The 25,281-nt window shown below is 64.9% G+C and carries 24 protein-coding genes; 14 read left to right on the top strand and 10 right to left on the bottom strand.

Translation table 11 applies throughout. The features are described 5' to 3' along the window. A partial coding sequence (locus ACSVIE_RS02465) for a hypothetical protein (RefSeq protein WP_442422892.1) occupies nt 1-801 on the bottom strand: 801 nt, incomplete at its 3' end. 9 nt (nt 802-810) lie between these two features. On the opposite strand from ACSVIE_RS02465, the gene ACSVIE_RS02460 reads away from it, so the two are divergent. The 9 genes from ACSVIE_RS02460 (at nt 811) to xerD (ending at nt 9,875) form a co-directional block, all read left to right on the top strand. Continuing rightward, on the top strand, nt 811-1,443 hold the full coding sequence (locus ACSVIE_RS02460) for a hypothetical protein (protein WP_442422891.1): 633 nt from the start codon (nt 811-813) through the stop codon (nt 1,441-1,443). Next, nucleotides 1,436-2,422 (top strand): HAD-IIA family hydrolase, encoded by a 987-nt coding sequence (locus ACSVIE_RS02455; RefSeq protein ID WP_442422890.1) that lies wholly within the window; start codon nt 1,436-1,438, stop codon nt 2,420-2,422. Before ACSVIE_RS02460 ends, ACSVIE_RS02455 begins: the two co-directional genes overlap by 8 nt. Before the next feature lie 9 nt (nt 2,423-2,431). Then, the gene (locus ACSVIE_RS02450) at nt 2,432-2,692 is read left to right on the top strand and encodes a hypothetical protein (protein WP_426006927.1); all 261 of its coding nucleotides are present in this window, start codon (nt 2,432-2,434) and stop codon (nt 2,690-2,692) included. Between the two features lie 3 nt (nt 2,693-2,695). Next, the gene (locus tag ACSVIE_RS02445) at nt 2,696-3,508 is read left to right on the top strand and encodes a TlyA family RNA methyltransferase (RefSeq protein ID WP_426006928.1); all 813 of its coding nucleotides are present in this window, start codon (nt 2,696-2,698) and stop codon (nt 3,506-3,508) included. 13 nt (nt 3,509-3,521) lie between these two features. Next, on the top strand, nt 3,522-4,592 hold the full coding sequence (locus ACSVIE_RS02440) for an NAD kinase (RefSeq protein WP_426006929.1): 1,071 nt from the start codon (nt 3,522-3,524) through the stop codon (nt 4,590-4,592). A gap of 3 nt (nt 4,593-4,595) precedes the next feature. Continuing rightward, nucleotides 4,596-6,335 (top strand): DNA repair protein RecN, encoded by a 1,740-nt coding sequence (gene recN / locus ACSVIE_RS02435; RefSeq protein ID WP_442422889.1) that lies wholly within the window; start codon nt 4,596-4,598, stop codon nt 6,333-6,335. A 141-nt stretch (nt 6,336-6,476) separates the two neighbouring features. Beyond that, a complete protein-coding gene (locus tag ACSVIE_RS02430) occupies nt 6,477-8,222 on the top strand; it encodes a CTP synthase (protein WP_426006931.1) in 1,746 nt (581 codons plus the stop codon). Between the two features lie 28 nt (nt 8,223-8,250). Beyond that, on the top strand, nt 8,251-8,913 hold the full coding sequence (locus ACSVIE_RS02425) for an NUDIX domain-containing protein (protein WP_426006932.1): 663 nt from the start codon (nt 8,251-8,253) through the stop codon (nt 8,911-8,913). A 2-nt stretch (nt 8,914-8,915) separates the two neighbouring features. Further along, nucleotides 8,916-9,875 (top strand): site-specific tyrosine recombinase XerD, encoded by a 960-nt coding sequence (gene xerD, locus ACSVIE_RS02420; RefSeq protein ID WP_426006933.1) that lies wholly within the window; start codon nt 8,916-8,918, stop codon nt 9,873-9,875. A gap of 24 nt (nt 9,876-9,899) precedes the next feature. On the opposite strand, the gene ACSVIE_RS02415 is transcribed toward xerD, so the two are convergent. Beyond that, nucleotides 9,900-10,613 carry a hypothetical protein gene (locus ACSVIE_RS02415; RefSeq protein WP_426006935.1) on the bottom strand — a complete coding sequence of 238 codons (714 nt, stop codon included), beginning with the start codon at nt 10,611-10,613 and terminating at the stop codon, nt 9,900-9,902. Nucleotides 10,614-10,669: 56 nt separating this feature from the next. Here ACSVIE_RS02415 and ACSVIE_RS02410 point away from each other — a divergent pair, with 56 nt between their 5' ends. Continuing rightward, a complete protein-coding gene (locus ACSVIE_RS02410; RefSeq protein ID WP_426006936.1) occupies nt 10,670-11,164 on the top strand; it encodes an 8-oxo-dGTP diphosphatase in 495 nt (164 codons plus the stop codon). A gap of 97 nt (nt 11,165-11,261) precedes the next feature. Here the strand turns inward: ACSVIE_RS02410 and ACSVIE_RS02405 are convergent, their stop codons facing one another. From ACSVIE_RS02405 to ACSVIE_RS02370, 8 genes are all read right to left on the bottom strand, one after another. Continuing rightward, nucleotides 11,262-12,401 (bottom strand): bifunctional 2-methylcitrate synthase/citrate synthase, encoded by a 1,140-nt coding sequence (locus ACSVIE_RS02405; protein ID WP_426006938.1) that lies wholly within the window; start codon nt 12,399-12,401, stop codon nt 11,262-11,264. Nucleotides 12,402-12,463: 62 nt separating this feature from the next. Further along, nucleotides 12,464-13,372: a methylisocitrate lyase gene (prpB, locus tag ACSVIE_RS02400; protein ID WP_426006939.1), complete on the bottom strand. Its 909-nt coding sequence runs from the start codon at nt 13,370-13,372 to the stop codon at nt 12,464-12,466. Next, nucleotides 13,373-14,893 (bottom strand): MmgE/PrpD family protein, encoded by a 1,521-nt coding sequence (locus tag ACSVIE_RS02395; protein WP_442422888.1) that lies wholly within the window; start codon nt 14,891-14,893, stop codon nt 13,373-13,375. Between the two features lie 10 nt (nt 14,894-14,903). Next, a complete protein-coding gene (locus tag ACSVIE_RS02390) occupies nt 14,904-15,557 on the bottom strand; it encodes a GntR family transcriptional regulator (RefSeq protein WP_442422887.1) in 654 nt (217 codons plus the stop codon). 71 nt (nt 15,558-15,628) lie between these two features. After that, nucleotides 15,629-16,741 (bottom strand): class I SAM-dependent methyltransferase, encoded by a 1,113-nt coding sequence (locus ACSVIE_RS02385; RefSeq protein ID WP_442422886.1) that lies wholly within the window; start codon nt 16,739-16,741, stop codon nt 15,629-15,631. 124 nt (nt 16,742-16,865) lie between these two features. Continuing rightward, nucleotides 16,866-18,509, bottom strand: coding sequence for a LuxR C-terminal-related transcriptional regulator (locus ACSVIE_RS02380; RefSeq protein ID WP_442422885.1), 1,644 nt, complete (start codon nt 18,507-18,509; stop codon nt 16,866-16,868). Nucleotides 18,510-18,598: 89 nt separating this feature from the next. After that, complete coding sequence (locus tag ACSVIE_RS02375) at nt 18,599-19,312, bottom strand: response regulator (protein ID WP_442422884.1); 714 nt, start codon at nt 19,310-19,312, stop codon at nt 18,599-18,601. After that, nucleotides 19,309-21,024: a sensor histidine kinase gene (locus ACSVIE_RS02370; protein ID WP_442422905.1), complete on the bottom strand. Its 1,716-nt coding sequence runs from the start codon at nt 21,022-21,024 to the stop codon at nt 19,309-19,311. Before ACSVIE_RS02370 ends, ACSVIE_RS02375 begins: the two co-directional genes overlap by 4 nt. 137 nt (nt 21,025-21,161) lie before the next feature. On the opposite strand from ACSVIE_RS02370, the gene ACSVIE_RS02365 reads away from it, so the two are divergent. The 4 genes from ACSVIE_RS02365 to scpB all read left to right on the top strand — a co-directional run bounded on the left by ACSVIE_RS02365 (nt 21,162) and on the right by scpB (nt 25,225). After that, on the top strand, nt 21,162-22,505 hold the full coding sequence (locus tag ACSVIE_RS02365; protein ID WP_426006946.1) for a cation:dicarboxylate symporter family transporter: 1,344 nt from the start codon (nt 21,162-21,164) through the stop codon (nt 22,503-22,505). A gap of 250 nt (nt 22,506-22,755) precedes the next feature. Further along, nucleotides 22,756-23,655, top strand: a complete 900-nt coding sequence (locus tag ACSVIE_RS02360; protein ID WP_426006947.1) for a ParA family protein — start codon at nt 22,756-22,758, stop codon at nt 23,653-23,655. 9 nt (nt 23,656-23,664) lie between these two features. Further along, nucleotides 23,665-24,576: a segregation and condensation protein A gene (locus ACSVIE_RS02355; protein WP_442422883.1), complete on the top strand. Its 912-nt coding sequence runs from the start codon at nt 23,665-23,667 to the stop codon at nt 24,574-24,576. Further along, entirely contained in the window at nt 24,569-25,225 is a 657-nt protein-coding gene (scpB, locus tag ACSVIE_RS02350) for an SMC-Scp complex subunit ScpB (RefSeq protein WP_426006949.1), read from the top strand. The genes ACSVIE_RS02355 and scpB overlap by 8 nt, the downstream gene beginning before the upstream one ends. Nucleotides 25,226-25,281 lie beyond the last annotated feature (56 nt).

Raw genomic sequence — 25,281 nt, 5'->3', positions numbered from 1 at the left:
GCCCGCGATGGTGAGCGCCGTCAGTTTGGTGACCGCGACCGTGACCGCAAGCCGTTCAACGAAGGCCGCGGCCCCCGGAACTTCGACCGTCCCCGCCGTGACGGCGATGACCGCCGTTCGTTTGGCCCGCGCCGCGACGATGACCGTCGTTCCTTCGGTGACCGGGGAGACCGCGGTGAGCGTCCTGCCCGCGATGGTGAGCGCCGTCAGTTTGGTGACCGCGACCGTGACCGCAAGCCGTTCAACGAAGGCCGCGGCCCCCGAAACTTCGACCGTCCCCGCCGTGACGGCGATGACCGCCGTTCCTTTGGTGACCGCAAGCCGTTCCGTGACCGGCCCCGGGATGAGGAGCGCGGTCGCGACGACGAGCGTTTCAGCCGCGGTGGAGACCGACGCTCGTTTGCCGGTCGGGGAGAAGGTCCGGAGGGCCAGGAGGAACGTCCGGCGCGCATCCACAACGCCAAGGACATCCGGAGCTCGAACCGCCCGGATCGTGAGCGTTCCCCCGAAATCGACGAGGACGTTACCGGCCGCGAGCTCGATCGCGCCACCATGCACCAGGTCAAGACCCTTGAGGACCAGAGTGCAGGGTGGGTTTCCAAGCACCTTGTCATGGCCGGGCGGCTTGTGGATGTAGAACCGGAGCTTGCGTTCCAGCACGCGCTTGCTGCCAGCCGACGCGGCGGAAGGTTGTCGGCAGTCCGTGAAGCTGTTGGCCTCACGGCCTACGCGGCCGGTCACTACGGCGAAGCTCTTCGTGAATTCCGTACCTATCGCCGTATCAGCGGTTCCAATGTCCACCTGCCCATCATGGCCGACTGCGAACGTGGGTTGGGGCGGCCTGACCGCGCCCTGGACATGGTCCGTTCCCCGGAAGCGCAGGATCTTGATGCTCCCGGCAAGGTGGAACTGGCCATTGTAGCGTCGGGTGCACGCTCTGACCTCAACCAGGTTGAAGCCGCAGTCGCTGAGCTGGAAATCCCGCAGTTGGACATCAACCGCGCCTTCTCCTACAGCCCCCGCCTGTTCCGTGCTTATGCCGAAGCCCTCATCGCCGCCGGCCGTGCCGACGAAGCCGTGAAGTGGGAGCGGCAAGCGGTCGTGGCCGAGAACGCGCTGGGTATCGGCGAGTTCGAAGAGCCCGAAATCGTGGATCTCGGCTGGGACGAGGAAGAAGAGGAAGCCCAGCGCAAACCGCGTTTCAATAAGGACTCGGGGGACGCCGTCGTCGAACAGCCTGACAGTGAAACCGTGATTGCGGAGGCCGCGGCAGCTGACGTCGAGCACGATGACGCCAACATCGACGACGCCAATATCGACGACGCCGAGTCCGATTACTTCGAATCCGACGATCCCGAGTCGGACGTCGATTCGGCCGAGGACGAGGACGCTGAGGACGAGGACGCTGAAGAAGCAGAGGACACCGATTCCAGGCATGGCTGATGCACTGATCGCGTCCTTTGACGCCGTCCTGTCCGACCTTGACGGGGTGGTGTATGCAGGGCCACACGCCATCCCGGGTGCTGTTGAGTCGCTGAAGCGGCTGGAGAGCGTGGGCGTGGGGCTGGGGTATGTCACCAACAATGCCTCGCGCACACCGGCGCAGGTAGCTGCCCATTTGCGTGAGCTCGGCGCTCCTGCCGAGGACCACCAGGTGGTCAGTTCCTCGCAGGCGGCTGGTGAGCTCCTGGCTTCCAGGCTGCCTGGCGGAGCGCACGTCCTGATCACGGGCAGTGCCGCCTTGGCCCACGAAATCGAACTGGTGGGGCTCAAGCCCGTGCACAGCGCCGCCGAAAATCCGGTCGCCGTGGTGCAGGGTTTCAACCCGGATATCGGCTGGAAAGACCTGGCTGAGGCGTCTTATGTGGTTGCCGGCGGGGCTGAATGGTTTGCCACCAACACCGATATGTCCATCCCGCAGGCACGTGGCATGGCGCCCGGTAACGGCACCCTGGTGGCAGCCGTTGCCGCGGCGACAGGCAAGCGGCCGCTGGTGGCCGGCAAGCCGGAGGCGCCCCTGTTCCGCTCTGCCGCCAAGCGCCTTAAAGCCAGCCGCCCCCTGGTGGTCGGTGACCGCCTGGACACGGACATCCTGGGGGGAAACCGGGCTGGATTTGCGACGGCGGCAGTCCTCACCGGCGTCGATACCAGGGAGAGCATCCTGGCCGCCCGTACGGAAGAGCGTCCGGATTACGTGATTGCCGGACTGGGCGACCTCTACGTGCCCTATCCGGAGGTCATCAACGACGGCGGCAGGTTCCGTTGCGGGGACGCGTCGGCTGTAGCGTCGGACGGCACCGTGACGGTGTCGGGCACTGACAGCGACCTTGATGCATGGCGGGCTGCCTGCGCAGCCTGGTGGGCAGCTGTACCGGACTCTGCTGTTGCCAAGGCTCCGCGCCTGGAGTGGCGGAGTCATTAGACTGGTGCAATGACCGAGCCCAGCACCCACCCGGATTCTGCCGGCGAAGATCATGGGGCGCGGTGGCCCGGTGGAGCCGAACCCACAGGTGACGCTGCCGTGGACCAGGTTCTGGGCCTGCTGGGGGCCGTACCTGCTGCGGAGGTCGCGGACCATGCCGGTCTTTACGGGGCTGTCCATGATGCCCTGATGGAGGCCCTGGATGCTGAGCCGGGCATGCCTCCGACCGGTCACATGAACCCTGAAAGAGCTTTGGAAGGCGACAGCTGAAGCATGGCAAGACTTGATCAGGAACTCGTCTCCCGCGGGTTGGCGAGGTCCCGGACCCATGCTGCGAAGCTGATCGGTGACGGCAAGGTCAGCTCGGAAGGCGTGGTCCTGGCAAAGGCGGCGTTGCAGGTCGATGCCGGGGTCCGGCTTGACGTTGAGTCGCACCTCGAGGATGTCTATGCCAGTCGCGCAGGCCACAAACTGGCCGGGGCCCTGGCGGCTTTTCCCGCTGTTACGGTGGCGGACCGCCGTTGCCTGGACGCGGGCGCCTCCACCGGCGGTTTTACGGACGTGCTTCTGCGCCAGGGAGCGGCCCAGGTGGTGGCGGTGGACGTCGGACACGGCCAGCTGGTGCCCGCCCTGCGCGATGACGCCCGGGTTGAGGTCCATGAGGGCCTGAACGTCCGGTACATGGCACCTGGACAGATCGGCGGGGAGGTCTCCCTGACAGTCGCGGACCTGTCCTTCATCTCCCTGACCCTCGTCCTGGAACCGTTGGCCGCCTGCACGGAGCGCGGCGGTGACCTGGTGCTGATGGTCAAGCCGCAGTTCGAGGTGGGCAGGGAGCGGTTGAGCCGTACAGGGGTGGTTACCTCGGAGGTTGAACGACGCCGGGCGGTCGCCCAGGTGGCCCGGGCCGCGGTTGACGCGGGGCTGGAACTTCGGGGCCTGGCGGCCAGTCCGTTGCCGGGGCAGGACGGAAATGTTGAATACTTCCTGTGGATGACACGGAGGATGTCGGCGGAGTTGCCTAAGATCGAAGAGCGGGACGAGGACGTTGCTGCGCTGATGAAGAACCTCTGGCCAAACGACTAGAAAGCAGAACCCGATGAGCAGGCATGTACTTGTCCTTGCCCACACAGGGCGGGAGGATTCGCTCCGCGCGGCGTGGGATGCCTGTACGCAGCTGCATACGTCCGGGCTGGTGCCGGTGCTCCAGAAATCCGAACTCGTTGATGTGGAGCGCTTCTTCGGGGCCTTGGACACCCCCATTGAGATCCTGCATGACGACGTCAGCCTTGAAGATGTCGAACTGGTCATGGTCCTCGGTGGCGATGGCACCATCCTGAGGGCCGCAGAGCTGGTCCGCGAGGTTGATGTTCCCTTGCTGGGCGTCAACCTGGGCCATGTCGGTTTCCTGGCCGAAAGCGAGCGGGCAGATCTTGCCCAGACGGTGGAGTGGATTGCCAGCCGGCAGTACACCGTGGAAGAACGCATGACCATCGATGTCCAGGTGTGGATCAAGGGACGGAAGATCTGGCACACGTGGGCACTCAATGAGGCGGCCATCGAGAAAGCCAACCGTGAGCGCATGCTGGAGGTCGTCACGGAGGTGGATGAGCGCCCCCTGACATCCTTCGGCTGCGACGGCGTGGTGCTGGCGACGCCCACGGGGTCAACCGCCTACGCGTTCTCTTCGGGCGGGCCCGTGGTCTGGCCGGAAGTTGAAGCGTTGGTGATCGTGCCGATCAGCGCCCACGCCCTGTTCGCCAAGCCCTTGGTGGTGTCGCCGCGGTCCAAGCTGGCCGTGGAGATCATGAACCGAACGGATGCACTGGGCGTGCTGTGGTGCGACGGGAGGCGCTCCGTTGACCTCCCTCCGGGCGCCCGCGTGGAAGTGACCCGTTCGGCCCGTCCGGTCCGTCTGGCCCGCACCCACAACACACCGTTCTCCGCCCGTCTGGTCCGCAAGTTCCAGTTGCCCATCCATGGCTGGCGCGGGCCGGCGCCCCGCAGCGGCGAAGTCCACACCGGTCCCATTCCGGTCATCAGAACCCCCTCGCCTGCCCCTTTGCCGAGTCCGCCGGAACCCCACCGGCCGGTCGGCAACACCGTGGATACCGGCGTGTCCGGAGACCCTGGGCACGGTGAATCCTCCGACCCCACGAATGCGAAGTGAAGCATGCTTGAAGAACTCCGAATCCGTGATCTGGGCGTCATTACCGATGCCTCCCTGCCACTGGGCCCCGGCCTCAGCGTCGTGACCGGTGAGACCGGCGCCGGCAAGACCATGGTGGTGACCGCCGTCGGGCTTCTCCTGGGTGCCCGGTCGGACGCCGGTGCCGTTCGAAGCGGTGCCAAGTCTGCCTCCGCGGAGGCCGTCCTGAAGCTTGACCCCCACCACAGTGCCGTGGAGCGCACCAAGGAGGCCGGCGGCGAAGCGGAAGAGTTCGACGGCGTCGCCGAACTCCTGCTGGCCCGTACCGTGGGTGCCGACGGGCGCAGCCGTGCTTACGTTGGTGGCCGGGCCGCGCCTGTGGGCGTCCTGGGCGAGTTGGGTGAGAGCCTGGTAGTGGTGCACGGGCAAACCGACCAGATCCGGTTGAAGGGCGCCGCCGCGCAGCGCCACGCCTTGGACAGGTTCGCCGGGGCTTCGTTGGCGAAGTCGTTGGGGGAGTACCAGGAACTTTACGCCCACTGGAAGGCCATCCAGTCTGAACTGGACACTCTCCGGAGTGAAGCCCGGGAGAGGCTTCGCGAGGCTGAATCGCTGGATGCCGCGTTGACCGAAATCGATGCGGTCGATCCCCAGCCCGGTGAGGATGAAAGCCTCAAGGCCGAGGCCGTCAAGCTCGCCAACGTCGAGGAGCTTCGGCTGGCGGCGGCAGCAGCGCATGAGTCCCTGATCGCCGAAGAATTTGGCGAGAGCGGTGATGCCACCTCACTGGTGGACGCCGCCAAGCGGACGCTGGAGCATGTGGCCGAACATGATGAAGCCCTTGGTGCGGCGGCAGCGCGTCTGGCGGAAGTCGGCTTCCTTCTCAACGACATCGCGGGAGAACTGTCCAGCTATCAGGCTTCGCTGGACACGGAAGGTCCGGAACGGCTGTCGGAGATTGAGGAGCGGCGTGCCGCCCTTGCCAAGCTGATCAGGAAGTATGCCCCCAGCATCGATGAGGTCCTGGAGTGGGCGGCCGCCGCCAGGGTCCGGTTGGACGAGTTGCAGGACGACTCCAGCCGGATTGAGGCCCTTGACGCCGAGGTGGCATCGACGGAAGCGAGGCTTGCCAAGCAAGCTGCGGCCATCACCAAGGCAAGGACCAAGGCCGCCAAGGATCTTTCGGCACGGGTCAGTGCCGAGCTGAAGGCATTGGCAATGGCCGACGCCACCTTGGTCATCACCATCGAGGACACCGGCTCCTTGGGTCCGTGGGGTTCCGACGACATCGCCTTCCTCCTGCAGCCCCACTCCGGCGCTCCTGCGAGGCCGCTGGGCAAGGGTGCTTCCGGTGGTGAGCTTTCGCGGGTGATGCTTGCCATCGAGGTTGTCCTGGCTGCTGTGGACCCGGTCCCGACCTTCGTTTTCGATGAGGTGGACGCCGGTGTTGGTGGCCGCGCCGCCGTCGAAATCGGCCGCAGGCTTGCCATGCTGGCCCGGCACGTCCAGGTCCTGGTGGTCACGCACCTGCCGCAGGTTGCCGCCTTCGCCGACCAGCACATCCGCGTAACCAAGACCTCGGTGCGTGGCAAGGACGGGAAGACATCCACGGGCTTCACGTCCAGCGATGTCCAGCTGCTCGATGAGGAGGAACGCGTCAGGGAACTGGCCCGCATGCTCGCGGGCCAGGAGGATTCGGAATCAGCCCGGGCGCATGCCCAGGAGCTCCTGGACGATGCGAAGCTGTTGCCGCAGAGTGCCTGATGCCGCTGATGCGGGCCGGCGGGCTGCGACCACAATCACAACCAGCGTGCCGGTCCCTTGCCGCTCTTGATTGAATGCGCACTTACGGGCCACTATGGACCATTTGGGGAATCCGGACAGGACGCTTGGAAGGCGTAATTGATGATAAGCTCGAATTCCGTGGTGCAGCGATCAAATTCCCGTGTAAATTCCCGGTTCCCGGGTTCGTCCAAGACGACCAAACACATCTTCGTCACCGGTGGTGTGGCGTCCTCGCTCGGTAAGGGTCTGACGGCTTCCAGCCTCGGCCACCTGCTGCGGGCACGCGGTTTGTCTGTAACTATGCAGAAGCTCGATCCCTACCTGAATGTGGATCCGGGCACGATGAATCCCTTCCAGCACGGCGAAGTTTTCGTGACGGACGACGGCGCCGAGACCGATCTCGACATCGGACACTACGAGCGCTTCCTCGACGAGAACCTTGAGGGTTCGGCCAACGTGACAACTGGCCAGATCTACTCCACGGTGATCGCCAAGGAACGCCGTGGCGAGTACCTTGGAGACACCGTCCAGGTCATCCCGCACATCACGGATGAGATCAAGCGCCGTATGCGTCTTCCTGCCGAGGGCAAGAACGCTCCTGACGTCATCATCACTGAAATCGGCGGTACGGTGGGCGACATCGAGTCGCAGCCCTTCCTTGAATCGGCCCGCCAGGTACGCCAGGACATCGGACGCAGCAACGTGTTCTTCCTGCACGTTTCGCTGGTACCGTACATCGGCCCGTCGCAGGAGCTGAAGACCAAACCAACGCAGCACTCCGTGGCTGCATTGCGGTCCATCGGCATCCAACCCGAAGCGATCGTGATCCGTTCGGACCGCGAGGTTCCCGAAGCCATGCGCGAGAAGATCGGACGCATGTGCGACGTCGATATCGACGCCGTGGTCAACGCAGCCGATGCTCCCAGCATTTACGACATCCCCAAGACCCTGCACTCGCAGCAATTGGACTCCTACATCGTCCGGGCCCTTGACCTGCCGTTCAAGGATGTCGACTGGAGCAAGTGGGACAAGCTGCTTGAAGCGGTGCACAACCCCAAGCACCAGGTCGAGATTGCCCTGGTGGGCAAGTACATTGACCTTCCGGATGCGTACCTCTCCGTGACCGAGGCCCTGCGTGCCGGCGGCTTCGCCAACGAGGCCAAGGTCAAGATCCGCTGGGTCCCCTCGGATGAATGCGAAACCCTGGCCGGCGCCACCAAGTCCCTGGCCGGCGTGGACGCGATCTGCGTGCCCGGCGGCTTCGGTATCCGCGGTCTTGAGGGCAAGCTGGGTGCGTTGAAGTTCGCCCGCGAAACCAAGCTTCCGGTCCTGGGGCTGTGCCTCGGACTGCAGTGCATGGTGATCGAATATGCCCGCAATGTGGTTGGCCTGGAGGGTGCCTCCTCCAGCGAATTCGAGCCGGACTCCAAGTTCCCGGTCATTGCCACCATGGAAGAGCAGCTGGACATCGTGGAAGGCAAGGGAGACCTGGGCGGCACCATGCGCCTGGGCCTCTACGAAGCCAAGCTCGATGAGGGCTCGGTAGTGGCGGAGACCTACGGAACCACGACGGTCAGCGAACGCCACCGCCACCGCTACGAGGTCAACAACAAGTACCGTGACCAGATCGCAGCAGAAGGCCTGGTCTTCTCCGGCACGTCTCCTGACGGCAAGCTGGTGGAGTACGTGGAACTTCCCCGCGAGGTGCACCCGTACTACGTCGCTACGCAGGCACACCCGGAGCTTAGCTCCCGTCCCACGCGTCCCCACCCGCTGTTTGCAGGCCTCGTGAAGGCTGCGCTTGAGCGTCGTGAGGGTGCAGCCGTGGCAACGGACACCGGTGCCCGCGCGGTAGCTGCCAAGTAAATACACCACCAGAGAAAAGGACGGCGCGATGCCCGGTATTTCTGAAACTTCCAGCACGGCACGGCAGGTTTCGGACGTACCGAGCCCGCGCCGTCTTGTGTCTTCCAACAAGGTCTACGAAGGCCGCATCTGGGATGTGGTCAGTGATGCTTTCCAATTAAGTGAGGACACGGGCACGCTGGTCCGCGACTACATCGACCATCCGGGCGCCGTGGCTGTCCTGCCCATGAACGTGGACGGAGACATCCTGCTGCTGAAGCAGTACCGCCACCCCGTGGGGATGGACTTGTGGGAGATCCCGGCCGGCCTGTTGGATGTCGAGGGCGAGGACTTCGTGGCCGGCGCGGCCCGTGAGCTTGCCGAAGAAGCCGACCTCGTGGCCTCCACCTGGAACGTGCTGGCCGATTTCTTCAATTCGCCGGGTTCTTCCAGCGAGGCGGTCCGCATTTACCTGGCCCGCGGGCTCTCCGATGTTCCTGAGGCGGACCGGCATGTCCGGACTGATGAAGAAGCCGAGATTGAACTTCGCTGGGTGCCGCTGGATGACGCCGTCCGGGCGGTGCTGGAAGGCCGGCTCCACAACCCCTCGGCCGTGCTGGGCATTCTGGCTGCCGCGGCGGCGAAGGCGGACGGATTCGCCGGACTCAGGCCCGCCAACGCGCCCTGGCCCGCGCACCCGAGCCAGCGCTGAGCATGGCCGAGGCCGCCACCCGCGCAACCACGGCCATTGACCGCGGGATCACCGACTACCTACAGCATGTCGGTGTGGAGCGTGGCCTGGCCGCCAATACCCTCGCAGCGTACAAGCGGGACCTGGCGCGGTACGCCAATTATCTGGCGTCCCACGGCGTGGTCAGGCCCGGGGATGTGACGCGGCACCACGTCACAGGATTCGTGCAGGCGCTTTCGGACGGCTCGGACGGGGCGGCTGCACTGGGAGTCCGTTCCGCTGCGCGCACCGTGGTGGCCGTCCGCGGCCTTCACAAGTTCTGGGCTTTGGAGGGAACCACGACGGCGGACCCCGCCACCGATGTCCACCCGCCGATGCCGGGCAGACGGCTTCCGAAGGCCATCAGCGTCGATGAGGTGACCCGCATCCTCGAGGCAGCGGGCACCGATTCCGCAACGGGACTGCGTGACAGGGCATTGCTGGAGTTCCTTTACTCCACAGGTGCCCGTATCAGCGAGGCCGTGGGACTCGACGTGGACGACGTCACGCTGGAGGGGACAGAAGATGGCCCTGCGATCGTCCGGCTGTTTGGCAAGGGATCCAAGGAGCGGCTGGTGCCGCTGGGCTCCTATGGAGCGCGTGCGGTGGCTGCCTATGTGGTCCGCGGACGTCCGTTGCTGGCTGCCAAGGGCAAGGGCACCCCTGCCCTCTTCCTGAACGCCCGGGGAGGGCGGATCAGCAGGCAAAGCGCGTGGACCATCTTGAAGGCAGCGGCGGAGAAAGCCAGGATCACCAAGGATGTGTCACCCCACACGCTGCGCCACTCATTTGCCACCCACCTTTTGGAAGGCGGCGCTGACGTGCGTGTGGTCCAGGAGTTGCTGGGCCATGCTTCGGTCACCACCACGCAGGTCTATACACTGGTGACGGCCGACACCCTTCGCGAGGTCTATGCCGCGGCTCACCCGCGCGCCTTGGGGTGAGTGGCGCGTGAGCCACGCCCGGTGTCAGGCCAGCACGCTGAAGGTCAACTCGACGGCATCGACGAACACGGCCAGGAGGGATGTTCCCAGCCCCGCGACCAGCAGCAGCCCGGGGTGGGCGAGTCCCACGACGACCCGCTTGAGCCGGGGCCGGCGCTTGAGGAATTTCCTGGGTACCCGGGTTCGCACCGGGATCTGCCGCCATCCGCGGAGCCTGCGCAGGAACCATGCACAGCGGATGATGAACGCCATCCAGAGGACAGACAGGACCAGCGGGACGGCGGCCAGCATGAGGTTGAAGCCGAGTGCGGTGACTTCCTTCTCGGAGTCGCCTATGACGGACTGGACCGTGGTGGAGATGGAGGCGCTCATCACCACGGATGCTGCCCACACCATGAAGGCCGCCACCAAGGCCAGGAACCGGACGAAGAAGTGGCCGAACACGGTGGCGTCCACGGCTTTCAGGTGGCTTCGTGGAGTCGCGTGAAGCACTGCCACGGTGGCAACCAACGTGGGCAAAGCCGCAACGAAGACCAGCAGATACCACGTCCATCCGGCCAGGTCGACGACTTCGTCCAGGACGATCAGCCCTGACCAGGCCAGCGTCCACGCCCACCCGGCGTAGAGCGGGTGTGCCACCACCCGGTCCGGCAGCCAGGCGTCGTCCCGGTCCCGCGTAGGTGCAGCCTGGGCCGGTGCCGCGTCCATGGCGCCCGCTTCGCCCCCAACTTCAGTCATGCGCTCACTGTAGCAATGGCGCACCAGGTGGAGGAGTTGGGGTTAAGGTAGGCAGCATGACTGCAGCCCATGTGACACTCTGTTTCCTCCTCCGCGACGGTGCGGACGGCGAACACGTCCTCCTTGGTACCAAGAAGACGGGCTTCGGCCGGGGCAAGGTAGTCGGCGTCGGCGGCCACGTGGAGGTGGGGGAGACCGCGATCGAGGCCGCTTGCCGGGAAGTGCTGGAGGAGATCCATGTGGTGGTCGAGCCGCGGGACCTGGTTCCCGCCGGTACGGTCGATTTCATGTTCCCGGCCAGGCCGGAGTGGAACATGGCAACCACTGTCTTTCTGACGCGTGCGTGGCAGGGGGAGCCGTCCGAGAGCGACGAGATCGCACCGGAGTGGCACCCGGTGTCCAGCCTCCCCGTGGACCGTATGTGGGCCGACGCGGAGCACTGGCTGCCGGCAATGATTTCGGGACAAAGGATTGCCGTCACGGTTGACCTGGCTGAGGACAACCAGAACGTGGCCGGGGTCCGGACAACGGCGTGGGTGGAGCACGCCTGATCGTCCTTCGACCTGTCCGGGTTAAATCACGACGGCGGGTTGGTCGCCTGAAGTGACCAGCCCGCCGTCGTGGGTACTGCCGTGCGGCAGGGACGCCCTACGGTACGTGGCGTTCCTCCGGCCCGTTGTACTCGCTCAGTGGACGGATCAGCGAGTTCGCGCCGAGTTGTTCCATGATGTGGGCCGTCCAGCCAGTGATGCGGCTGGCCACGAAGAGCGGCGTGAACGTTTGGGTGTCAAAGCCCATGAGGTGGTACGTGGGCCCGGCCGGGTAGTCGAGGTTCGGCTTGATGGCCTTGGCCTCGTCCATGGCCTGTTCCAGCCCGTTGTACAGCCCCAGGAGTTCAGGTCGCCCGTAGTGGGCGATCATCTTGTCCAGGGCGGCCTTCATGGTGGGAACACGGGAGTCGCCGTGCTTGTAGACCCGGTGTCCGAAGCCCATGATCTTTTTCTTCTGCGCCAGGGCGTTGTCCATCCAGGTGCGTGCCCGCGCAGCGGCTTCCTCAAGCGTTTCTTCGCTGCGGATGCCGATCTCGTCGAAGGTGTGCATGACGGCTTCGTTGGCGCCGCCATGCAGTGGGCCCTTGAGCGCACCGATGGCAGCGGTCACTGCCGAGTGCAGGTCGGACAACGTGGACGTCACCACCCGTGCCGTGAAAGTGGAGGCGTTGAAGGAATGCTCTGCGTACAGGATCATCGAGACGTTGAATGCCTCAACCACCTCATCCACGGGATCTTCGCCGAAGGTCATCCAGAGGAAGTTGGCCGAGTAGTCAAGGTCATCGCGGGGTTCGATCGGTTCCTGCCCACGCCGGCGCCGCTGGTCGTAGGCCACTACCGCAGGCATTGCCGCCCACAGATCCACGGCCTTCTTCATGTTTGCCTCAACGGATGAGTCCTCGGCAAGCTCGTGCCTCGCACCCAACACCGACGCCGCGGTCCGGCACACGTCCATGGGGTGTGCAGAGGTGGGGAGGGTGTCGATCACTGACTTGACCACGGGATCCAGCGCACGTCCGGCGCGCTCGCGGGCGGTGAACTCCGCCAACTGTGCCTCATGGGGCAATTCCCCGTTCCACAACAGGTACGCCACTTCTTCGAAACTGCACTTGGCGGCCAGTTCCTGGACCGGATAGCCGCGGTACAGCAGGGAGTTCGTCTCCGGGTTGACCTTGGATACCGCGGTGTAGTCCACCACGACTCCGGCGAGGCCTTTCTTGATGTCTTCAGCTGCCATGCTGAACTCCTTCGTTCTTGTGCAGGCTACGGGAGCGCCGTTGCCTGCGTCCCCTGGTTGGGTTACTGGCGGGCGCCAGGAACCTGGAAGTTGAAAACGCCGGTATCGAACTGGTTATACGCCTCGTAATCCACGAGCTCATAGAGACGTGCGCGCGTGAGCATGTCCTGCACGTGTGTCTCCTGGGTCCCCGCAGCCTTGATCGTTTCCAGAGTACGCTCTGCAGCGCCCATGGCAATGCGCAGCAGGGTGACCGGGTAGATGACCATGTTAACGCCGACGTTCCGGAGCTGATCCACCGTGAAGAGGTCGCTCTTTCCGAACTCGGTCATGTTGGCCAGGATGGGCACGTCCACGGCGTCACGGATGGCCTGGAACTCCTCCAGGGTTGCCATGGCTTCGGGGAAGATCGCGTCGGCTCCGGCGTCCACCAGGGCTTTGGCGCGATCCTGCGCGGCCTTCAGTCCTTCCACTGCACGGATGTCGGTGCGGGCCATGATGAGGAAGTTCGGGTCCCGGCGGGCGTCGGCGGCGGCGCGGATGCGCTTGGTGGCGGTGTCGAGGTCCACGACGTTCTTGCCGTCCAGGTGGCCGCAGCGTTTGGGGTTGAACTGGTCCTCGATGTGGCAGCCGGCGAGGCCTGCGTTTTCGAGTTCCTGGATGGTGCGGGCCACGTTCATGGGCTCGCCGAAGCCCGTGTCGGCGTCAACGATCGAGGGCAGGTCCGTCATGCGGGCGATCTGCCCTGCCCTTGTGGCGACTTCGGTGAGGGTTGTCAGGCCGATGTCGGGCAGGCCGAGGTCGTTGGCCAGGACGGCGCCGGAGATGTAGACCCCGGCGAAGCCCTTTTCCTCGATGAGTCGTGCCGAGAGCGGGTTGAACGCGCCGGGGAACTGCTGCACAGTCCCGGAGCTGAGCAGTTCCCGTAGTTTGACCCGCTTCTGTTCGGGTGTGCTTTTGGAGTACAGCATCTAGAACAGTCCCTGGGGAGCGCTGATGAGGTCGATCACGCCGGGGGCGGCGGTGATGTTGAGCTGGTCCAGTTCCCCGGGTCCGAGTTCGGTGACGCGTTCGACGGCGGTGAGGAACCTTTCGATCTCGGCCTCTTCCACGAGCCCGGCGGCGAGGGTGCGGAACTTGTTGACGTACTGTTCACGGGCGAACGGCCGGGCACCGAGGGGGTGCGCGTCAGCTACGGCGATCTCGTCGGTGATGACCGTGCCGTCGGTCAGGGTGATTTCCACGGAACCGCCGAAGGCCTTCTCCGCGATGTCCAGCGAGTGGTACCGGCGGGTCCACTCCGGGTCTTCGACCGTGGTGACTTTGTGCCAGAGTTCAACCGTGTCCGGACGGCCGGCGCGTTCGGGGGCGTAGGAGTCCACGTGGTGCCAGACGCCGTCCTGCAATGCGACGGTGAAGATGTACGGGATGGAGTGGTCCAGGGTTTCCCGGGATGCGGTGGGGGAGTACTTCTGCGGGTCGTTCGCACCGGAGCCAATCACGTAGTGGGTGTGGTGGCTGGTCTTGATCAGCACGGAGGCCACGTTGCCAGGGTCGGTGGTTTCGGGGTGCTCGCGGTTGAGTTTGCGGGCGAGGTCGATCCAAGCCTGTGCCTGGTACTCGGCGGAGTGTTCCTTGGTGTAGGTGTCCAGGATCGCCCGCTTGGCCTCGCCCTTCTCCGGCAACGGAACTTCGTAGGAGGCCTCGGGGCCGTCCAGCATCCAGGCAATGACGCCGTCTTCGCCTTCATAGATCGGCACCGGGGAGGTCTGGCCACGCATGGCTCGGTCGGCGGCCTCCACGGCCATCTTGCCTGCAAAGGCCGGGGCGTGGGCCTTCCACGTGGAGATCTCGCCCTTGCGGGACTGGCGGGTGGCGGTGGTGGTGTGCAAGGCCTGGCCCACGGACTGGAAGATGGTCTCCACGTCCAGGCCAAGAAGCGTGCCGATACCCGCAGCGGCGGACGGGCCAAGGTGGGCCACGTGGTCGATCTTGTGTTTGTGCAGGCAGATCGCCTTGACCAGGTTCACCTGGATTTCGTAGCCGGTGGCGATCGCCCTGACGAGGTCGGCGCCGTTGGAGCCCACGTGCTGGGCCACGGCCAGGATCGGGGGGATGTTGTCGCCCGGGTGCGAGTAGTCCGCGGCCAGGAACGTGTCGTGGTAGTCCAGTTCGCGGACCGCCACACCATTGGCCCAGGCAGCCCACTCCGGAGAGACCCGCTCCTCAATGCCGAACACCGAGGCGCCCTTGCCCCCTGTGCTCGGAGCGTGGGTCAGGGCCTGGGCGCGGGCAGCAACGATCGGTGCCCGGTTCAACGACGCCACCGCCACGGAAGCGTTGTCGATGATCCGGTTAATCACCATGTCCGTCACCTCCGGCGTGACGTCCACGGGATCCGCGGCGACCACCGCGATCTTATGGGCCAACTGCTCCTCACGGGGCAGGTTCTCCTCGGATTTGTAAACACGGACATGATGGTTCCGGACCATGGTTCTCCTTCTAGTGGGACGTTCTTGTGGCCAAGTGGGCAGTCTTGACATGGGTAAGGCTGCGGTGCAAGTGGACTGTTGTGGCGGCTTCGGCAAGCCGTGGATTGCCGGCCGCTATCGCCTCGGCAATGGCTGCGTGCTCGGCAGCTGCTGCCGACAGCCGTGCGGAGTCGTCGGCAGCCAGGCGCCGGACCCGGGTCAAATGTACGCGGAGGCTGCGCATGGCCTGGGCGAGGTAGGTGTTGGCCACGGCAGTGTCGATTGCCTCATCAAGCTTGCCCACCAAGGCGTAGTAGTCGTGCCGTGCAGGGTCGTTGTCGCTGAGCAGCCCGGGAGCCAGGATCAGTTGGGCATGAAGTTCGGAGAAGACGCCAGGCTCGCCACGCTCCGCTGCAAGGGCGGCAGCCCGCACCTCCAGCGTCTCGCGCAACTCGAAGAGTTCATCGATGCTCTCAAGCGATATATCGGTGACCACAACGCCCCGGCCACCCGCCGCCGTCGTCAATCCTTCAGCGGTGAGACGGCCCAGTGCTTCCCTGACCGGGGTGCGAGAGACGCCGAGCCGGGCCGATTGCTCCACTTCTGCAAGGACCGTACCCGGGCGGAGGCGCCATTCGAGGATGTCCTCCCTGAGGGCGTTGTAAGCCCGGTCACTGGCGCGCATGCCATCAGTGTATACACACGGTGCCAATTATGGCCAGCATGCCGTTTGTATTGGGCTCTATGTATACAACGCTACTCGGCGATGAAGTAAACGTTGAAGGGATCCTCGTCCAGATACATGGCGGCAACGTTGGCGAAGCCTGCCTCAGCCAGCATGGTCGCAGCCAGTTCCCGACCCCATACGGTGCCCAGCCCGACTCCGCCCTGCCCCAGCGAAACCGCCATGCAATGGAAGGTCGAGACGGCGTAGAGGAACGTGGCCCACGGCAGGGAAGTGTTCTCTTCAAGGTTGCTCGAAGCATTGATGTCCACCATGAGGAATGTCCCTCCGGGTTTCAGGGCGGCCCGCACCTGCTGCAGGACCGTGCCTGGCTGGGCCTGGTCGTGGATCGCGTCAAAGGCTGTTATCAGATCGAACTCCTGATCCCGCCCGAGTCGTGCGACATCGCAGTATTCGAAGCGTACGTTGGTGAGTCCGAGCGTTGTGGCTTCTGCAGCGGCCGCTTCCAAAGCAGCATGGGAAAAGTCGAACCCGGTGAACGAACTCAAAGGGAATGCCGCTGCCAGCAGGTTCATGGCATGACCCTCGCCGCAACCAATATCCGCCACGGAGATTCCCGTTCGCAGTGCAGCCTCCCGGCCGGTCAGTGGCATGATCCGGTCCAGGAGGGCCGCGTCGTTCACCGCGGCACTCTCGGCAGCCATGACCTGGTGGAACTGTGGATAGTCGCTGTAGAGCGTTCCGCCGCCATGACGGAACGCCTGCACGATTTGGGGTCCCACCGCGCCCAGGAGCGGGACGTACTGGAGCGTGCGGGCCAGGTTGTCCGTTCCTGTCCCTGTCACCAGTGGAATGTACTCAGGGCGAAGATGATACGTGGCTTCTGCGGGCCGGTAGTCGATGAAGCCGGCCGACACCATGCCGCCCAGCCATTCCCTGACGTACCGCTCCTCGAGCCCGGCCGCGTCCGCCACAAGCCTGCTGGGAGCCGCGGGCAACGCCGCCATGACCTCAAACAAGCCGGTCCGGTGTCCAAGGACCACCAGGAGCGCCGCTGATGAATCGTTGAGGATGTCCAGGAGTCTCCCGGCGGCTTCCTCCGGTCCTGATGGAGGCTTTGGGGACTCCTCCTGTGGCCGGGGCCGGGCATCGGGGGTGGCTTCAAAAGGCTGGGTACTTCCCATGGCTGGTTCTCCGCTGGCGGGGGACGGCCTTTCCGTCCGGAACCCTTGGTTTCACCGTAGGGCGGAGAGGGGCCGGGCCGCATCGGGCGCATTGTGTACGGCAGGTTGGCCGGCATGGGGAAAATCATGCAGGGCGGGGGCTTTCAGGCGCGTGCCGTTCCCGGATTCCGTGGTGGCGCGCCCATGCGGCGGCGGCAGTCCTGGATGTAACGCCGATCTTGGTGAAGATATTGGCCAGGTGCCTGCCCGCCGTCTTCTCGCTGATGGTCAGCGCGTGCGCGATGTCCCTGTTGCTGGCGCCGGAGAGCACGCAGGCAAGCACTTCCAGTTCCCGGGGTGTCAACCCGCCCACATCAGGGTCAAGACCCAGGCGGGAAGGCGGGGCCGCGCCAAGCTGCGCACGTATCGCCGCTGCCGTGGCCTCTTCCGCCCGGGCAAGGTCATCGTCCCGAAGACCCCTACGGGCCAAGGCCAGGTGTTCATGCACTTCGGCAAGCTCATACCGTCGGCGCTGCTTACGGTAGGCCTCCGCAGCTGCGTCCAATTCCGCGCAGGCCTGGGCCCAGCGCAGCTGGGCCATCAGCACAGCACCCCGGGCGCGCCTTGCACGTGCCACGAACCCGGGAGTGCCGAAAGTGGCAGCGGCTTCTTCCAGTTCCAGGCAGTACAAGGCAGCAGACGCGGTGTCCAGGGGTGCAAGCAGCTCCACCAACGGAAGCAGCAGACACATCCGCCCCAACGTCTCCCGCTCGGCCAAAGCCGCACGGAGTTCGCCCAGCGCCAGGTCCGTCCTTCCGGCGTCCCACCAAAGAAGTGCGGAGCCCGGTTGCCCGTCATGCCCCAGGCTGCGGGCGGAATCGAACGCGGCCCGGGCGCCTTCCGCGTCTCCCCGGCGCCGGCGGATCTCACCAGCCTCGCTGAAGCACTCAGCTGCGATCCAGCCGTGGGCGTGGCGCAGGCGCCCGCCGAGCGCCAGCAGTCCGTCTTCCGCCTGCTTCCAGTGGCCTTCGGCGGCGGCAAGCTGCAGTTGGTGGACACTGGCAATCCCGGCGTACATGAAGGTGGTGGAGAGGGCTGCGCACCAATCAGCCAAGGCGTCAGTCCACGCCCTCATCCTCGCAAAGTCTTCCATCTCGTAACAAAGGTGGATGACTGAGCAATAGATGTCCCCGGCCCATTCCACAGGTACCTGTCCGGCCAGTACGGGGAGGAGGGCCTCATCCAGATCAACGAAGCCCTGGGCGGTGTTGCCGTTCCGGACGTGGCTCAAGCCGGACAGCAACGAGGCGAAGCTTCCCAGCTCAGGTGCCTGGAACTGTCCGGCCATATCCTTCAGCCGGGCAGCAGCTGACTGTGCCGCTGCGGGCATTCCGTCAAGGTAGAGTGCGTCGCTGCCTTCCAGGTAGAGCAGATAGCCGTGGTCGACGGATACGGGCAGGGGTTCCAGGAGCCGCCGGGCGCGGGCCAACCAGGCCGACGAGACAGGGATGTTTCCCCGCAAGCCCCACTGCATGGAAAGCAACAGCGCAGAACGTGCCGCTTCCGCCGGCAATCCTTGTCCTGCCAGTTCCTGGAAGATTCCCTCTGCGAGCGACATCGAGCCCTGAACATCACCTTGCCACCACCTTGCCCGTGCCAGCAATGAGCGGTCGACCAGGTCCAGGAGATGGGACCCGGCCGCCTCTTCCAAGCGGCGGCGCGCAGCATCCCACTCCCCGCGGGCGAAGGCTTCGCGGGCTTCAGTCAGCAGCTCGGGCACGTCCGGCATGGCATCCCACCGTTCTGAACCAGCTTACTGCCGAGGGCCCGGGGCAGGCAGGGGAGCGGACGCGACAGCGGATGGGCATCCGGCGCCAGCTAGCCGCGGTTCCAGCCGTACTCGTTCTCCGGGCGGCCCGGGGTGCCGTAGCGTGGCGCCCGGGTGACGGTGCCGGCGTCGGCGAGGTACTCAAGGTAGCGCCGCGCGGTGACGCGGGACATCCCCAACAGATCCATGACTTCACTGGCCGACACCGGGTCCTGCCTGCCGCGGACAAGGTCCTTCACCATCTCCAGCGACGACGGCGACAGGCCTTTGGGCAGTGGCAGCTCAGTCGGTGCCCTAAGGCTCGCGAAGGCCTGGTCAACGTCGCTCTGCGACGCCCCGGCCTTGGAGGTACCCGATCCGGTGCCCGCGAGCCGGCTGCGGAAGGAACGGTAGCTGGTGAGTTTGTCCGCGAACGTGGCATACGTGAAGGGCTTGATCAGGTACTGTACGACGCCGATGGAGACGGCGCTGCGGACGATGCCCAACTCCCGCACCGCCGTGATGGCGATAATGTCCGCGAGGAGGCCGGCCGATCTCATGCGGCGTGCTACATCAAGGCCATGGAGGTCAGGGAGGTTCATGTCGAGCAGCACCAGGTCCACCGGGGAGCCGGATGCCGCAAACTCACCCAGCAGGCGCAGCGCGGACTGCCCGTCGGGTGCTGTGCCTGCCAAGGTAAATCCATCCAGCCTGCCCACGTAAACAGAGTGCGCGTCGGAAGCGATGGGCTCGTCTTCGACCACCAGGACGCGGATGTCGGTCATGCTTTCCCTTCCTGGGGGACCGGTGCGGGGAGGACAACATGGAACCGTGCGCCGTGCAGGACTGCCGGCGCCTCCCCGGTACCGGAGGGCTCCCCGCCAAAGGCCGGGGCCTCGCTGTCCGGGCTCTCATTGCTGACTGACATCGTACCGTCCAGGCGCTGGACGGCTTGGCGGACCAACGCCAGCCCCACCCCCCGGCCGTGGTCGCCCCGATGCCCATGCCCTCCGGACTTGGTGCTGAAACCATACTGCAGGACGTCGTCGATGGCGTCGGGATCGATGCCGGGTCCTGAATCACGGACGGTGAATTCGACGGCGGACGCTCCCGTTCCCACGGCGAGCTCCACTTTGCGCGGAGGTTCGCCCGCGGCGGCGGCGTCGATGGCGTTGTCCAGCAGGTTGCCGAGGATCGTCACGAGGTCCTGGATTTCCAGGCCGCTGACGCCGGAGGTTCCCGTAGTCCGCACCACGAGTTCAACGCCACGCTCGTGGGCTTCCGCGGCCTTTCCCATGATCAGGGCGCTGAGGACCGGTTCATCCACGGAAGCGAGCATGTCGTCGGTGAGTTGTTGGCTCAGCTCCAGGTCCTTGGTGGCAAACTCCAGGGCCTGGGGCGTCCTGCCCAGTTCAAGGAGCGAAACGATCATGTGCAGGCGATTGGCGTGTTCATGGGTTTGGGCGCGGAGCGCGTCCGACAGTGTCTTCATGGTCTCCAGCTCCGTGCCCAGGGACTCGATTTCCGTCCGGTCACGCAGGGTGGCCACCGTCCCGTACACAGCGGGCTTCTGCCGGTTGCGGGGGGCGGCCGGGCCAATGGCCGGTGCCTGGTTCACCACCAGGATCCGTTCACCGGTGAGATGGATTTCGTCATGTGCCAGCCTGCCCGATTCAAACAGCGCCCTGAGGCTCCCGTCGAACGGCAGGTCGGAGAGCTTGGGGGCGGCGTCCGGGGAGCGGTCCGCCTCGGAGGGCTCCAGGCCCAGCAGCTCGGCGGCCTGGTCGTTGTACATGACGGCCTTGCCCTGGGTGTCGATGAGGATGACGCCTTCACGGACGGAGTGCAGGACCGATTCGTAGTAGGCAAACAGCTGTGCAAGTTGTTCGGGCCCCCAGCCCCGCGTCACCGACCGCAGGTACCGGCCCAGGAACCATGACGCGATGGAGCCGAAGAACAGGACGATCACGGCGATGCCGCCGATCACGGCCAGCCGTTCAGCCACGTCAGTATCCACCGTCCGCACTGTCACGCCGGCTGCAACGAGGGCTATCACGGACCCGTTCGCATCCGTGACCGGGGCGATGGTGCGCACCGACGGTCCCAGGGTTCCGGCCGTCACTTCCGTGAAAGTCCCGCCCCGGAGGGCAGGTTCGATGGTACCGATGTACGGTTTGCCCAGTTCGTCTTCCCGGGGATGGGTCCACCGTGTCCGGTCCGGAGACATGATGGTAATGAAGTCCAGGTCCGCGTCCCGCATGACCTCCACGGCATACGGCTGCAGCGCCCCCGAAGGATCAGTGCTGGAGGCTGCTTCGGCCACCAGGGGGTTGTCGGCGATGGACATGGCAACGGCCAGCATGCGCTCGCCGGCTTCGTCGTACGCGCGGTCGCGGGCTTCGACGACCGAGAATGTCCCGAAGGCGGCAGTGAGCACCACGACGAAGAGCAGATTGGCTGCAAACAATCGCCGGGCGATACTCCAGCTGTGAAACACGGGGCCTCCCATGACCAATATGACCGCAAGGGTGATGCGTGTCACCAACGGCTCAATGATGGATATCACACAGGGCAGCGGCATGGACACATGTGCAGGACCGCAGCGCCTTACACAGTATCCAGAAGGAGAATCCCATGACCTCTCAACGAGGAGAGTCGGCAACGGTTGCCGCCGGCGGACGCAAGGGTCTCGACAAGTCGCACTATCTGTACATCGCGGTCATCCTGGCCGTCGTACTGGGTGCCTTGGTGGGCCTCATGTTCCCCGAAGCCGGAAAGTCGCTGAAGCCGCTCGGTGATGGCTTCATCAAGCTGATCAAGATGATGATCGCGCCCGTTATTTTCTGCACCATCGTCCTGGGCATCGGTTCCATCGCCAAGGCCGCCACGGTTGGCAAGGTCGGCGGTCTGGCCCTGGGGTACTTCGTGGCCATGTCCACTTTCGCCCTGGCCATTGGCCTGGTGGTGGGCAACCTGATCCACCCGGGCGAAGGCCTGAAGCTGACTCCCTACGATCCCTCCAAGAAGGCCGCCACTGACAGCACGGTCGACTTCCTGCTGGGCATCATCCCCGGTGACATCCCGGTCCTGCCCACACTCCTGGCAGCTATCCTGGTTGGCTTCGCCCTGCAGAAGATGGGGGCCCAGGGTGCCCCTATCCTGAACGCGATCGGACACGGCCAGCGCCTGGTGTTCCGTATCCTCATCATGATCATGTGGCTCGCTCCGGTCGGCGCCTTTGGTGCGATTGCCGCCGTCGTTGGTGCTACCGGCGCCCAGGCCATCCTCAGCATGTTCACCCTGATGGCCGCCTTCTACATCACCTGCGCCTTGTTCATCGTTGTCATCCTTGGCACGCTGCTCCGTGCAGTGTCCGGCGTCAACATCTTCAAGCTCATGAAGTACCTGGCCCGTGAATACCTGTTGATCTTCTCGACGTCCTCCTCGGAAGCTGCGCTGCCACGCCTCATTGCCAAGATGGAACACCTGGGTGTCTCCAAGCCCGTGGTTGGCGTGACGGTTCCCACCGGCTATTCCTTCAACCTGGATGGAACTGCCATCTACCTGACCATGGCGTCGCTGTTCGTTGCCAACGCCATGGGTACGCCACTGGACCTCGGTGCCCAGATCTCCCTGCTGGTCTTCATGATCATCGCTTCCAAGGGTGCCGCTGGCGTGACCGGTGCCGGCCTGGCGACCCTGGCGGCAGGCCTCCAGGCGCACAAGCCCGAACTGCTGGGTGGCGTGGGCATGATCGTCGGCATCGACCGTTTCATGTCGGAGGCCCGCGCTCTGACCAACTTCACCGGAAACGCCGTAGCCACGGTCCTGATCGGCACCTGGGTCAAGGAGATCGACTCCACCCAGGTCAACCGGGTCCTGTCCGGCGAGGAGCCCTTCGACGAGCAGACCATGATCGCCCATGGTGCGGAAACTCCGGCTCCGGAAGCGGACACGCGGGAAAAGGCCACCGTGTAAGGTCTCCTGCCCGGAACAGAATCCGCCAAAGCAGCAGTAGAAGGCCGGCGTCCCGTGTGGACGCTGGCCTTCCGCCTGCCGTCCACCGGAAGCAACCTTCGAGTTCAACTAGAGGGTCAAGGCTCAAATCCGGGACAAAGTCAAGTTCCCCGGTTTACCGTGTCGGGCGCTGTAGCCTAGTCGGGTAGCAACGCTGTGGCTGGGGAAGCAGCGGCAGGGAAAGATCGTCGTCGAAAGAGTGGTTGGATACGTGAGCAGCGAACGGGGAACAGCTATCTTGGCAGGAACCGGGCTCGATCTGGAAGACGCCGTCATGGGGCCCACGGGCCGACCCCACCGGGACTTCCCTGAGCCTGCGCCACTGGACTCCCATGGGCCCGCCCGGGTCATCGCCATGGTGAACCAGAAGGGTGGCGTCGGCAAAACCACCTCCACCATCAATCTCGCGGCCGCGTTGGCTGAATACGGCCGCCGCGTCCTTCTGGTTGATTTTGATCCCCAGGGTGCGCTGTCGGCGGGACTGGGCGTGAACCCGCATGAACTGGACCTGACTGTCTACAACGTGCTGATGGACCGGAAAGTCAGCATCCGCGACGCCATCCACCAAACAGGAGTGGACGGCGTTGACCTTCTTCCGGCCAACATTGACCTCTCTGCCGCCGAGGTGCAGCTCGTCAACGAAGTCGCGCGGGAGCAGGTCCTGGACCGTGCCCTCAAGAGTGTTGAGGACGAATACGATGTCGTCCTGATCGACTGCCAGCCATCGTTGGGCCTGCTGACCGTCAACGCCTTGACCGCAGCCCACGGCGTCATCATCCCCCTGATCTGTGAGTTCTTTGCGCTCAGGGCGGTGGCGTTGCTGGTGGAAACCATCGAGAAGGTCCAGGACCGCCTGAACCCACGTCTGCAGGTCGACGGCGTGCTGGCCACCATGTACGACGCCCGCACCTTGCACAGCCGCGAAGTCATCACGCGGCTGGTGGAAGCCTTTGGCGACAAGGTTTTCGAGACCGTCATCAAGCGCTCCATCAAGTTTGCGGATGCGACCGTCGCCGCCGAACCCATCACCAGCTACGCCGGCAACCACGTCGGTGCTGACGCCTACCGCCGCCTCGCCAAGGAACTCATTTCGCGCGGCGGCGCACCCTAGCGGACGAACATGGCGGGGTCAAGCACCGCGCCTGCCGCGGTTCAGGAACCTGGTGCTGCCGTGTCCGCTGACGAGTCCGACGGCGGTGCCTCCGATCCCCGGAAGCCAGGCTTTGAGGTACGGCTGGCCAACTTCACCGGGCCCTTCGATCTTCTGCTGGGCCTGATTTCCAAGCACAAGCTGGACATCACCGAAGTTGCCCTGGCCACGGTCACGGACGAGTTCATCAAGTACATCCGGCGCCTGCAGGAAGTGGGCGAGGAATGGGCGCTGGATGAGGCCAGCGAATTCCTGGTCATCGCGGCTACCCTGTTGGACCTCAAAGCGGCCCGCCTGTTGCCGGCCGGCGAGGTCGAGGACGCCGAGGACATCGCCTTGCTGGAGGCCAGGGACCTCCTGTTTGCGCGCCTGCTGCAGTACAAGGCCTTCAAGGAGGTCGCCGGCCTGCTGGGGACAACCCTGGAAGAGGAATCCCGGAGGTATCCGCGGCAGGTGTCCCTGGAGCCCCACTTCGCAGCGCTCCTTCCGGAACTGGTCTGGCGGCACAGTCCGGAGCAATTCGCGGAGCTCGCGGCCACAGCGCTCAAGCCCAAAAACACGGCTCCACCGGAAGTCGGCCTGGACCACCTCCACGCGCCGCCGGTGAGTGTCAAGGAACAGGCGGAAATCATCGGCTACCGTTTGCAGCTCGGCGCGCCGCTGTCGTTCAGTGCACTGGTCGCCGACGCCGAAACCACGCTCGTGGTGGTCGCCCGGTTCCTGGCGCTCCTTGAAATGTTCCGCGACCGCGTGGTTGCTTTCGAGCAGCCCGCCGCCCTGGGGGAGCTGACGGTACGGTGGGCGGGGAACGATGCCCACTGGGACAGTTCCCACCTGAGTGAAGAGTACGAGGACACTGATGAAAGGGCATCCGATGACTGAGCCGGAAGGTGCAGCAGACGGTTTGGCCGCCTTGGAGGTGCTGCCCGGTGGTGCGCGGGCGGCACTGGAAGCGGTGCTCATGGTCATTGACCAGCCTGCCACCACTGAGGAGCTGGCTGCAGGGCTGGAGGTTACGGTCGCCGTAGTCGAGGATTTGCTGGGGGAACTGCAGCGGGAGTATAGCGGCTATACTGTTAAAGCCCCGGACGTGGACGCTGACGGCTTAGCCGCTGACAGCACAGCACCCCGGGGTTTTGAATTGCGGAACGTCGCCGGAGGGTGGCGGATCTACTCACGTCCGGAGTTTGCGGACATCGTGGGAAGGTTCGTGCTGGAGGGTCAGACCACCAGGCTCACCCAGGCGGCGCTGGAGACCCTTGCGGTCATTGCCTACCGGCAGCCCGTCTCCAGGGCACGGGTTTCCGCGATTCGTGGCGTCAATGTGGATTCGGTGGTCCGGACCCTGACCCAGCGCGGTTTGATCGAGGATTCGGGAAACGATCCCGAGTCGGGGGCGGTTCTGTACAGGACAACCTCGTACTTCCTCGAACGCATGGGAATCGGGTCAGTTGGTGAATTGCCGCGGCTCTCACCGCACCTTCCAGGCCTGGAAGGGATCGACGAGTACTACGACGCCAGCCGGATGTAACTCCTGGCCATCAGGAAGCCACCCGGCACCACGGACAATTAAAGACAGGTACAGGG

The organism is Paenarthrobacter sp. NCHU4564, assembly GCF_052156435.1.
Lineage (GTDB): Bacteria > Actinomycetota > Actinomycetes > Actinomycetales > Micrococcaceae > Arthrobacter.
Note: the sequence above shows the minus strand (reverse complement) of the source record. Positions and strands in the feature narration are given on the sequence as shown.